At 65.8% G+C, this 11,814-nt stretch carries 10 protein-coding genes; 6 read left to right on the top strand and 4 right to left on the bottom strand.

The window, feature by feature from the left end:
• Positions 1-73 precede the first annotated feature (73 nt).
• Positions 74-1,144, top strand: coding sequence for a sensor domain-containing diguanylate cyclase (locus GGR62_RS04015; RefSeq protein ID WP_184406690.1), 1,071 nt, complete (start codon positions 74-76; stop codon positions 1,142-1,144).
• 90 nt (positions 1,145-1,234) lie between these two features.
• On the opposite strand, the gene GGR62_RS04020 is transcribed toward GGR62_RS04015, so the two are convergent.
• A complete protein-coding gene (locus tag GGR62_RS04020; RefSeq protein ID WP_184406691.1) occupies positions 1,235-2,182 on the bottom strand; it encodes a DMT family transporter in 948 nt (315 codons plus the stop codon).
• 174 nt (positions 2,183-2,356) lie between these two features.
• Entirely contained in the window at positions 2,357-3,190 is an 834-nt protein-coding gene (locus tag GGR62_RS04025; protein ID WP_184406692.1) for a DUF72 domain-containing protein, read from the bottom strand.
• A gap of 587 nt (positions 3,191-3,777) precedes the next feature.
• On the opposite strand from GGR62_RS04025, the gene rraA reads away from it, so the two are divergent.
• The 3 genes from rraA (at position 3,778) to GGR62_RS04040 (ending at position 7,458) form a co-directional block, all read left to right on the top strand.
• Positions 3,778-4,284 carry a ribonuclease E activity regulator RraA gene (gene rraA / locus GGR62_RS04030; protein ID WP_184406693.1) on the top strand — a complete coding sequence of 169 codons (507 nt, stop codon included), beginning with the start codon at positions 3,778-3,780 and terminating at the stop codon, positions 4,282-4,284.
• A 22-nt stretch (positions 4,285-4,306) separates the two neighbouring features.
• Positions 4,307-5,902: a serine hydrolase gene (locus tag GGR62_RS04035; protein ID WP_184406694.1), complete on the top strand. Its 1,596-nt coding sequence runs from the start codon at positions 4,307-4,309 to the stop codon at positions 5,900-5,902.
• A gap of 290 nt (positions 5,903-6,192) precedes the next feature.
• Positions 6,193-7,458, top strand: a complete 1,266-nt coding sequence (locus GGR62_RS04040) for a cation:proton antiporter (protein WP_184406695.1) — start codon at positions 6,193-6,195, stop codon at positions 7,456-7,458.
• Positions 7,459-7,509: 51 nt separating this feature from the next.
• Here GGR62_RS04040 and GGR62_RS04045 read toward each other — a convergent pair whose 3' ends face one another.
• Together GGR62_RS04045 and GGR62_RS04050 are read right to left on the bottom strand one after the other, a co-directional pair.
• Positions 7,510-8,703: an ATP-binding protein gene (locus tag GGR62_RS04045; RefSeq protein ID WP_184406696.1), complete on the bottom strand. Its 1,194-nt coding sequence runs from the start codon at positions 8,701-8,703 to the stop codon at positions 7,510-7,512.
• Entirely contained in the window at positions 8,700-9,389 is a 690-nt protein-coding gene (locus GGR62_RS04050) for a response regulator (protein WP_184406697.1), read from the bottom strand. The genes GGR62_RS04045 and GGR62_RS04050 overlap by 4 nt, the downstream gene beginning before the upstream one ends.
• Positions 9,390-9,495: 106 nt before the next feature.
• Between GGR62_RS04050 and GGR62_RS04055 the strand changes: the two genes are divergently transcribed.
• Complete coding sequence (locus GGR62_RS04055; RefSeq protein WP_184406698.1) at positions 9,496-10,950, top strand: efflux transporter outer membrane subunit; 1,455 nt, start codon at positions 9,496-9,498, stop codon at positions 10,948-10,950.
• A gap of 18 nt (positions 10,951-10,968) precedes the next feature.
• Entirely contained in the window at positions 10,969-11,805 is an 837-nt protein-coding gene (locus tag GGR62_RS04060) for a MipA/OmpV family protein (RefSeq protein ID WP_184406699.1), read from the top strand.
• The last annotated feature ends 9 nt before the right edge of the window (positions 11,806-11,814 follow it).

The following is an 11,814-nucleotide window of genomic DNA, read 5'->3' on the forward strand; positions in this document are numbered from 1 at the left end:
GGCTATCCCGATAGTCCGGCCCGGACGGCTCGCGCATACTTCTGCCGCAAACAGCCAGCAGGGGGCGGGCAGGGTGATCAAACCGGAATTGCCGGGCAACGAGGCCGAGCGGCTGGCGGCGTTGCGTCAATACGAGGTGCTGGATTCGCCGGCCGAGCGCGCATTCGACGATCTGACCATGATCGCATCCACCCTGTGCGAGACGCAGATGGCGGCGGTGGTGCTGGTGGACGAAGAACGCCAGTGGTTCAAGTCTGCGCATGGCGCGCCACGCGGCGAGGCGCCGCGCGACATCTCGTTCTGCGCGCATGCGATCCTGCGCCCGGATGAAGTGTTGATGGTCGACGACACCTTGCTCGACCCGCGCTTTCACGACAACCCGATGGTCACCGGCAGCGCCGGCGTGCGCTTCTATGCCGGTGCGCCCCTGATCACCAGCGCAGGCATGGCGCTGGGTTCGCTCTGCGTATTCGACCAGACCCCGGCGCATCTGCGCGACGAACAGCGCACCGCCTTGCAGGCGTTGTCGCGGCAGGCCGCGCATCTGCTGGAGTTGCGCCTGGCCGGCAAGCGGCTGCGTCAGCAACTGCAGGAACGCGATTGGTACGAGCAGCAGATGGCCGGCTACTACGCGGCCATGGATGCATTGAATGCCGACCTGGTCGAGCAGACCCGGACCGATCCATTGACCGGCCTGCCCAACCGCAGGGCGTTTTCGGTTGCGCTGGCGGCAGCCACCGAGCAGACCCGTGCCGCCGGTCAGCCGTTGTCGGTGGCGTTGCTGGACGTCGATCATTTCAAGACCGTCAACGACCTGCATGGGCACGACCAGGGCGATGTGGTGTTGCGCGAGCTGTCGGCGCTGCTGCGCGCGCAGGTGGCCGGCACCGGCACGATCGCGCGTTATGGCGGTGAGGAGTTCATGCTGCTGCTCCCCAATGTGGACCTGCTGCAGGCGCGGGTGCACTGCGAGTCCCTGCGCCGGAGCGTGGCGGTGATGGTGAGTGCATTGCCGGTCACGGTGAGTATCGGCGTGGCCACGCTGCATCCGCAGGAAAGCGTGGATGCGGTGATCAAACGTGCCGACCAGGCCCTGTACGCGGCCAAGCGAGGTGGGCGCGATCAGGTGGTGGCGCTGCAGTAGGGCCGCATGCGAGCGAAACGCGTAGCGATCCCGCTTGCCGCCGGCCATCCTGCCGGGCGCATCAGCGGCTGTTGTGAGGTGCCGTGCGGCTTACTCGACGATGTTTTTCGCCTCGGCGGTGCCAAGCAGTTCCGGGTGCACGATCTTGCGCCGTCGTTCCAGCACCGGGTGCAGGAACACCGCGCCGAGAATGATCGTCACCCCGAGATAGAACTGCAGCGTCAGTTCGCGTTGTTCGCCGAGCAGGGCGATCGCCATCACGATGGCGTAGACCGGTTCCAGATTGGTCACCAGCTGCACCGAGTACGCGCTGAGGTGGCGCAGCGCCACCAGCGCCAATGCGAACGGCAGCAAGGTGCAGGCCAGCGACAGTGCGAGTAGCAGGATGCCGTCGTGCAGGCTGGGAATGATCAGCAGGTCGCCGTGCAGCGATGGCAGCAGCAACGGCATGGCCGGTGCCAGCAGGGTCAGGGTCAGCGTGCCGGCGCCCAGTTCCAGTGCGGTGACGGTGAGCGGGTCGGCGTGGGTCACCATGCGTTTGTTGAGTGAGCCGAACAGCCCGACGAACACGGCAGAAATCGCACCGACCACCACACCGGCGCGCATGCCGTCGGGTACTCCCCCCACCACCAGCGCCACGCCCGGCAAGACCGCAAGCCCGAACAGCAGTTCGCGCGGGCGGAACGGGCGTTGCGTCACCCACGGTTCGATCACCGCAGTGAACACCGGCGCCAATGCGAGGCAGGTGGCTGCCACCGAGGCATTGGCCAGCTTGATCGCGCCGTAGAAGGTGAGCCAGTGCAGCGCCACCAGTGCGCCGATGCCGCAATAACCCAGCACCACCCGTGCGGACAAGCTGCGCAGCCCGCGCCACACGCGTGGTACCAAGGCCAGCGCCACCACCACGATCAACATGCGCCACCACACCAGCGGCAATGCCTGCAGCGTGATCAGCTTACCCAGGATCGCCGTGATTCCCCACAGCAGGACGCAGAAATGGATTTGCAGTTGCGCCTTGCGCAGGTCGGTCATCGGCATAGGCCATTGTCGCCAAAAAGCCTGGATGCGCGCCACTGCCCTACCGTTGGCAACCAGCATCGTGCACGCGTGTTCTGCAGCGGCCATCGGCTGTCGTCCGACACGTCGGCGCGGTTGGCGCAGTGCTGGCGACACTGCGCAGCCATGCCTGGGGTCAACGCCCAGGCAACAGCACTACCGCGCGTCCAAGGTCTGCAGCAGGGCCATCGCGGCGGCCGGGTTGCGCTCTTTCGCGGCACTGATGAAAAACACGAACACCTCGCGCGGCATGCGGGTGGTCTGCGTTGTGGCATCGATGTGCGGCAGATCGACGGCATCCTCGCCGCGCCGCCAGGCATGGACGCGTTCGGCCCAGCGTGCCAACGCCGGCGCCGTGTAGCCGGCATGCAGGCGCGCCTGGCTGCGCATCAGGCGCGCATACACGAAATCGGTGGAGAGGTCGGCAAACGAGGGGTGCACCTCCGAGTCGGTGAACACGGTGGCGACCCGGTGATGACGCACCAGGCCGAGCAGCGATGCATCGACCGCCTCGTGGTCGCGGATTTCCAGCACATGGCGCAGCGCATGCGTGCCCGCGCGTTTGGGGAGCAGCGACAAAAAGTCGTGCAGATCGTCTGCCTGCAACCGATGCCCTTGCTCGAACTGCCACACCAGCGGTCCGAGCGTGTCGCCGAGCTCGACGATGCCGGCAATGAAGTCCTCCACCTGCGCCCGGGTGCCGGCCAATTTGCGCGACTGGGTGATGCGACGCGGCGCCTTTGCGGAAAACACGAATCCGGGTGGCACCTCATCGCGCCACTTCGCATACGTGGTCGGTTTCTGCGCGCCGTAATACGTGCCGTTGATTTCGATCGCGGTGACATGGCGGCTTGCGTATGCGAGCTCGCGGCGCTGCACCAGGCCTTGCGGATAGAACATTCCGGCGCGCCATGGCGCATACACCCAGCCGCCGATGCCGACATGGATGCCGTCGAGCACTGGCGATGCGGAAGCGAACAGATCAGTCATTGCCGTGGCACTCGATAAGGTGGAAGCATGCCGATCGACCGCGCTTGCGATCGGCATCGAATGGGGTGAAGACGGTCATCAGGGTGCGCACGCCTGTTTGATGGGAGTGTGACAGCGGGGCAACGGCAGCGGGGACCGCGCATCGTTGGATTGCGTCGCCGAGATCGGCGGTCAGCGCTGACGGTGCCACGCCTCGCGGTGACGCATCACCCAGCACAGGCGCGCCACGCATGGAGGTGGTTGCCATCGACACCGCAGCAGCGTCGTTGCCCCGGAATTGCATTGAACCAGCATCGGCACACAGCATTTCTAAGCAGATGCCATGCATTCCAATGTCACATACGCGCCGCGGGCTGGCCGAGCGGCAAGCGCGGCGACGCCCACGCGATGCTGAGCGCATCGTATCTGCGGCATTCCTGCGCCGACCGGCCCAGGCCGCCCGTCGGGACGATGCGCCGCGCCGTGCCGTGCAGGCCGGTAGCGGTCTCGTGCGGGTTCCCGAGCGCTTGGAACCCCGCACCACCGCCAGGCGAACCATGCGCGCCGCAGCCGGCTACCATGGGCGCCAGCCACCCGAGACCACATCGATGACCTGGACCACGCCCGATCTGTGTGACCGCTTTCCCGAGGCGACCATCGCCGAGCCGCTGTTCCGCCCGTTCGGCGGGCGCGCCGCGTTCTCCGGGCCGATCTGCACGGTGCGCTGCTTCGAAGACAACTCGCGCGTGCGCGAGCTGGCCTCCACACCAGGCGCCGGGCGCGTGCTGGTGGTGGACGGACAGGGCTCGTTGAAGCATGCGCTGCTGGGCGATCAGATCGCCATGCAGGCGGTGGCCAATGGCTGGGCCGGCGCGCTGATTCACGGCTGCGTGCGCGACGTGGAGATTCTGGCCACGTTGCCGCTTGGCATCCTGGCGCTGGCTGCCTGCCCACGCCGGACCGAGCGGCGCGATCTGGGGGAGGTGGATGTGCCGGTGAATTTTGCCGGCGTGGCGTTCGTGCCCGGCCATTGGCTGTACGCCGACGCCAACGGCGTGTTGGTGTCTCCGCTGTCGCTGTCGCTGTCGCTGGCCAGCGCCGGCGGATCGAATTGATCAAGCACATGAGGACCCGGCAGTGACCTTGAACCGATGGCTGAGTGGAGGCGCGCTGATGCTGGCGACCCTGGTGACGACAACGCAGGCAGCGGAGCTGCCCGCCGGCATGCAGCAGTTCGATGCGCAGATGGAACGCGTGCGCAAACAGTTCGATGTGCCCGGCCTTGCGGTGGCCATCGTCAAGGACGGCCAGGTGGTGCTGGAACGCGGCTATGGCGTGCGCGAGACCGGCAAGCCTGCACCGGTGCAGGCCGATACGCTGTTCGCCATCGCCTCCAACACCAAGGCGTTCACTGCTGCGTCGCTGTCGATCCTGGCCGATGAAGGCAAGCTCTCGCTCGACGACAAGGTCATCGATCACTTGCCGTGGTTCCGCATGTCCGACCCGTATGTCAGTGGCGAAATGCGCGTGCGCGATCTGCTGGCGCACCGCAGCGGCTTGAGTCTGGGCGCAGGCGATCTGCTGTTCTGGCCGACCACCAGCTACAGCACCGACGAAGTGGTGCAGCGTCTTGCCAAGGTCCCGTTGAAGGGCGGTTTCCGCGATCGCTACGCCTACGACAATATCCTGTACGCGGTGGCGCAGAAGGTGATCGAGCAGGTCTCCGGGCAGACGTATGCGGCGTTTCTGCAGCAGCGCATCTTCGCCCCGGTCGGCATGCGCGGCACGCGTTTCAATGCGGACCATCTGCAGCCCGGCGACAACGCGGCGGTGGGCCATGCCAAGTACGACTTCACCGAGCTGCGCACGGTCGCGCCGCTGACCTGGTCCAACAACTCCGGTGCCGGCGGCATCTATTCCAGCGCGCACGACATGGCGCTGTGGATGAACGTGCAATTGGCCGGCGGCATCTTGCCCGATGGCACACCGCTGTTCAGTACCAAACGGCAGCAGGAAATGTGGTCGATGATCACGCCGATCGCGATTGCCGACCCAGTGGTGCCGGAGCTGCAGGCGGCACGCCCCAACTTCGCCGGCTACGGCGAAGGCTGGAGCCTGAGCGATTATCGCGGCCATCGGCTGGTGTGGCACACCGGCGGCTGGCCCGGCATGGTGTCGCGGCTGACGCTGGTGCCCGACCAGAAGCTGGGCGTGGTGGTGCTGACCAACCAGGAAGTCGGTGCGGCCTTCAATGCGGTGACCTTGCAGGTGCTGGATGCGTTCTTGCAGGTGCCTGCCACCGACTGGACCGCGGCCTATGCGAAGGCGGTGGACAAGGCCGACGGCGATGCCGATGCCAGCTGGAAGAAACACCTGGACGCACGCATGGCGCGCTCCACACCGTCGTTGCCGTTGCGCAGCTATGCGGCTACCTATCGCGACCCGTGGTACGGCGATGTGGTGATCCGTCAGGACGGCAAGCGCCTGCGGCTGCAGTTCGCCAAGACCGCGCAATTGGTCGGCACACTGGAGCATTGGCAGAACGACAGCTTCATCGTGCGCTGGGACGACCGCTCCTTGAATGCCGACGCGTTCGTCAATTTCACGCTGACTGCGGATGGCGCGGTGCGTGAGATGCGCATGCAGGCGGTCTCGCCACTGACCGATTTCAGCTTCGACTTTCAGGATCTGGTGCTGACGCCGGTGGTGGCGGAGCAGGCGGCGAAGAAGTGATGCGTCCCTGATCGGTCGCCACCGCGCCGCGCGCGCTGCGGATGGTGGCGTCGGGTGAGCGGCCGTGACGTGCGGCCGGCACGATCGAGGCGGATGACGTCGTTCGCGTGCGGTGGCGCGGCGCATGCCCGAGCGGGCAGGTCACGCATGTGGTTGCTGTCGGGGCCGTCTGATCCGGCATGCGTCGCCTCTGCCACATGCGCCGTGTCCCTGCGGCGCTTACCTGCAGCTATCGCGCACCGGCACGGCTGGTTATGATCCGCGCACTTTTCGAGGATGTTGTCGCACGCATGACCACTCCACACATGTCGGTCTACTTTTTTCTGCAAGCGGCGGTGATCCTGCTGATCTGCCGTGTGGTGGGCCTGTTGGCCAAGCGCGTCGGGCAGCCGCAGGTGGTGGGCGAGATGATCGCCGGCGTGGCGCTGGGCCCGTCGTTGTTCGGCCTGTTGCTGCCGGATGTACAGGCGGCGCTGTTTCCCAAGCAGACCATGGACGTGCTGTATGTGTTCGCGCAATTCGGCGTTGGCCTGTACATGTTCCTGGTCGGTACCGACTTCCGTGGCGATCATTTCCGCGCGCGCTATCGCAGTGCAATGAGCGTTTCGCTGGCAGGGATCGCGGTGCCGTTCGCGTTGGCGTTTGCCCTGTGTCCGTGGCTGATCAACGTCGCTGGCCTGTTCTCGGAGAAGGCCAAGTTGATGGAAGCCTCGCTGTTCCTGGGCGCGGCGATTGCCATCACCGCGTTCCCGATGCTGGCGCGCATCATCCACGAGCGCGGCCTGACCAATAGTCCGTTGGGCACCTTGGCATTGACGGCCGGTGCGTTCGACGACGCAGCGGCGTGGTGCATCCTGGCCGTGGTGCTGGCCAGTTTCGGTGGCAGTTGGGGCAGTGCGTATCTGGCGATCGGCGGCGGCGTTGCGTATGCGTTGTTCATGCTGTTCGTCGGCCGTCATCTGCTGCGCCGTCTGGCCGATCATGTGGTGCCGGATCAACCGCTCGGCAACGGTGTACTGGCGGTGATCCTGATGCTGTTCTGCCTCAGCGCCTGGATGATGGATGCGATCGGCATCCATGCGGTGTTCGGCGGCTTCCTGCTTGGCACATGCCTGCCCAAGGGCGCATTGACCGACAAACTGCGCGCGATGATGCAGCCGTTCGTGGTGGTGTTCTTGCTGCCGATGTTCTTCACCTATTCGGGTTTGAAGACCCAGCTGAGCGTGTTGCTGCAGCCGCAGATCATGCTGGCTGGCGTGGCCATCCTGGCCGCGTCGTTCATCGGCAAGGGCGTGGCCTGCTGGGCCGCCGCACGTGCGACCGGTGAGAACAACCGCGACGCGATGGCGATCGGCTCGCTGATGAATGCGCGTGGCCTGATGGAACTGATCATCATCAACATCGGCTTGCAGGCCGGGGTGATCGAGCAGGGCCTGTTCTCGGTGCTGGTGCTGATGGCGATCCTGTCGACGCTGATGGCCACGCCGCTGTTCAACTGGATCATGCGTCGCCACGCCAACGTGACCGATGCGGTGCCGAGCCTGCAGCGGCACTGACGGCGCGTACCGGCGTCGATCGCCAGGCACGTTCTGGCGCTGGACGCTAGGTCAGGGCGACAGCGGCAATTGCACGCTGGCCAGCAAGCCGCCGCCGGGACGATTGCTCAGCAGCAGGCGGCCATCGTGCGCCTGGCAGATGGCCGAGGCGATCGCCAGGCCCAGGCCGCTGCCGCCGGAATGCCGCGCGCGTGAACTGTCTGCGCGCCAGAAGCGGTCCAGCAGATGCGGCAGGTGCGCAGGCTCCACGCCGGGGCCGCGGTCGCCGAGGGTGATCCGCACGCTTGCGCCCTCGCGGTGCACCTCGATCTCCATCAGCTTGCCTGCGGCAGCGTAACGCAGCGCGTTGTCGATCAGGATGGAAAAGACCTGGCCCAGCCGATGACGGTCGGCGCGCACGCGTTGCCCGGACGGCGCCGGAACGGTGACCGTCATCTGCAGCTGGTGGATCGTCGGGCCGGCCCATTCCACCCGCTCGGCAATCAACGCGTGCAGATCGACGCTGTCCGGCTCCAGCACCAACTGGCCGGCGCGTGCCAGCGATACCAGGTGCAGGTCGCCGATCAGCCGATTGATCTGTTCCAGTTGGCGATGCACCAGCCGCAACTGTTCTGGGTCACTCGGAAACACCTCGTCCAGCATGCCTTGCACTCGGCCCATCGCTGCGTTGAGCGGGGTGCGTAATTCGTGCGCCAGCATCGCGCTGGATTCGCGCAGTTCGCGTTCGTACTGCTGCAGTTTGCCGCTCATGGCGTTGAAGTCGTTCGCCAATGCGGTGAGCTCGTCGGGCGCGCCGGACACCACTTGCGCGCGTGCGCCGAAATCGCCGTCGCTGACCCGATGGGCAGCATTGGCCACCTGGGAGAATTGCCGCGACAACGGACGCGATGCGAGCAGGCCGAAGAGCACGATGACCGGGATGGAAACGGTCACCATGGCGCCCAGCATCCACCAATCCGGGTTGGCGAGCCCTGGCAGAAAATTTTCCACATCGTAGTACTGCTGGAACAGTTGCCATAGACGTGCCTGGTTGGCAACGGGCTGTTCGCGCAGTTGTTCGATTTCGGCGCGTGCAGCCGCTGGCAGCTTGCCCAGGATCAGGCTGTCGCGCAGATTGAAATAGCACCACATGCCGAAGGCGATCACCACCACGGTCACCACTGCCAGCGCGCTCATCCGCAGGCCGACCCATATCCACAGCGGCGCCTGCCGCCGCCACGCGTCGAAGCGGCGCAGGGCCGTCATTGAAAGCGATATCCCACCGCACGCACGGTGACCAGCACGCCGGTGATGCCGTGCACTTCGAGCTTGCGGCGCAGGTTGTGGATGTGCGAATCCACCACCCGCTCCAGTGCATCGCTGTCGGGCAGGCAGGCGTCGAGCAATTCGCTGCGGGTGAAGGCCTTGAACGGCGTCTTGAGCAGGATGGCGAGCAGGTTGAATTCGGTCGGGGTCAGATCCAGTGCCAGCTGATCGCCGGTCGCGTCCTGCACGGTGGCCACCACTGCGGCCATGTCCACGCTCAGGCGGCCGTGCCGCAACGGCTCGCCCGGCGCACGCACCACCACGCTTCTGCGCAGTACCGCATGCACGCGCGCGACCACTTCCTTGGGGCTGTACGGCTTGACCACGTAATCGTCGGCGCCATAGCGCAGTGCACCGAGTTTCTCCGGTTCGTCGCCGATGGCGGTCACCATGATCACCGGTGTGTCGCTGGTGCGGCGGATCGCCGATAGCACGTCGATGCCGCTGAGCTTGGGCAGCATCACGTCCAGCAGCACCAGATCCGGCGCCCATTGGCCGTGCAATTGAATCGCCCGCTCGCCGTCGCCGGCGATGGCCACCTCGAAGCCGTCGCGGCGCAGATAGGCATCCAGGATGCTGGCGCTGTCCGCATCGTCTTCCACCAGCAGAACCTTTTTGCCTGTCATGGCGTGTTGCCCTGTCGTCTCGATCAAATCTGGACAATTCCCGAAAACAACCTGGACGCTGCAGGTCGAGGATGTCGGTCGAGATTGGCTCGTGTGCTCCGACACCATGATTCCACAAATGACCGCGCATCGTTGTTCCCACGCCCTGCGTTTTGTAGCACTCGCCGTGTTGCTGGGCGGCTGTTCATTGACGCCCACCTACCAGCGACCGGTGGTGACTGTGCCGGGGACCTTCGGCAGCCAACAGGCGGTGGCCGCAGCGGCACCGAACACGCCGGTGGGCATCGAGCTGAATCTGCAGGAACGTGTATTTCTGCAGACATTCGCGCCGGATCGCGATCTGCAGCCGCTGGTGCAACGCGCCTTGGCGCACAACAGCGACTTCCGTCGTGCCGCCTTGCAGGTGGAGCAGGCGCGGGCGCACTACCGCATCGAGCGGGCGGCGCGTGTGCCAACCATCGGCGTGAGCGCACAACAGCAGCGGCAGCGTTTCGACGATCCGGCCCTGGACGCGCGCTACCAACAGGATCTGGTCGTCGCCAACGCCGGCATCGGCAATGTCGAGCTGGATTTCTTCGGCAAGCTGCAGGCGATGTCCGAGGCGGCGCGGCAGCGCTATCTGGCCAGCACCCATGGGCGCGATGCGGCGCGTGGCGCGCTGATTGCCGAGGTGCTGCGCGCCTATGTCGCCGAACGGGCAAGCGCCCAGGCGCTGCAGCAACTACAAGCACTGGATGCCGACAGCACTGCGCTGCTGGCGATGGCACAGCAGCAATACCAGGTCGGGCTGATGGCACGCGACCAGCGCGATAGCCAGCAGCATCAGGCCGATCAGGCCCATGTCGCGGCATTGCAGGGGGCAGACGACCACGCGGCGGCGTTGCGTGCGCTGCAGTTGCTGGCCGGCTACGACAGCGCGCCGGTGCCCGGCGATCTGCAGAGCCTGATTGCCGCAGATACGCCCAGCACCGCATGGCGTGCGCTGGATTCGTCGTTGTTGCTGCAACGCCCGGACATCCAGCAAGCGGAACTGGAGTTGCGCGCGGCAAACGCCGATATCGGCGCCGCGCGCGCTGCGTTCTTTCCGTCGATCACCTTGAGCAGCAGCGTGGGCACCGCCAGCGACGGCTTGCATGGCCTGTTTTCTGCTGGCCACGGCATGTGGAGCTTCAGCCCGCAATTGAACCTGCCGTTGTTCGATGGCGGCCGCAACCGCGCCACTCTTGCGCTGGCGCAGGTGCGCCAGCGTGCCGATGTCGCGGCCTACGAGCAGGCGATTCAATCCGCCTTCCGCGAGGTTGCCGATGCGCTCGACGCACACGCCACCTTGGCCGACTCCGAACCACGTGCGCATGCGCAAGCCGAGCGTGAGCAGTTACGCGTGACGCGGATGGCCAGGCGTGTGGACGCAGGCCTGGAAGATCGCACCACGCTGTTGACCGAGCGCCTGCGCACGACGCAGGCGCAACTGGACTACCTGACCACCGCACGCCAACGCGTGCTGAGCCGGATCGCACTGTTTCAGGCGTTCTACGGCGTTTGCCTGCCATCCCTTTCTTGATCGCTGACGGAGATTTTCATGGCCATTGTGTGTTCCACGCAACTGCGTCGTCACGCCACCCTGCACGTTTGCCTGCTCGCTTCCAGCCTGTTGCTGCCGTGCCTTGCGCACGCGCAGACCGATCTGACCGGTCGCTCGCGGCTGTTGGGCGACCATACCGATATCACCGTGGGCGCAGCAGCGGTCGCGGCACCGCGCTATGCCGGCGCCGAGCGCGCCCGCGTGCAGGCCAACCCGGTGCTGGTGGTCCAGCGCGGCATGATGTTCTTCGATACCGCGCGTGGCGCGGGTCTGCAATTCCAGAGCGATTCCGGCTTCTATGTGTCGCAATCGGTGTATTACGACCTGGGCCGGCTGCAACGCGACAGCGACTGGCGTCCGGGTTCGCGGGTGTTGGCCGGGATGGGCGATGTGCCGGGATCGGTCACGGCGCGCACGCTGGTGATGCAGCAGATCACCCCGTACGTCAACGTCAACGCGGAAGCCGAATTTGCGCTCAAGGACGACGCGCGGCGCAACCGCTATCGCGCCGGGGTGGAGTTCACCCTGCTGCACAGCGCCAGCGACACGGTGACGTTGGATCTGGACGTGCATGCCGGTGACCGTCGTTTCAATCAGGCGTATTTCGGTGTCACCGATGTGCAGGCAGCGCGCACGCGCTTGCAGGGCTTCAATGCCGGCTCGGGTGTGTACGCCGCTGCGGTAGGGAGCAGCTGGACGCATTCGCTGGGCGATCACTGGGCCACCACGGTGGGCGTGACTGGAACGCGTTATGCCGACAACGCCGAGGACAGCCCGCTGGTTGTACGCCGCAGTTTCGTCGGCGGCACGTTTGCAGTGACCTATAGCCGCTGAGCGGCGCCT

It is taken from the genome of Xanthomonas sp. 3075 (assembly GCF_014197275.1).
GTDB classification, from domain to species: Bacteria; Pseudomonadota; Gammaproteobacteria; order Xanthomonadales; family Xanthomonadaceae; genus Xanthomonas; species Xanthomonas campestris_B.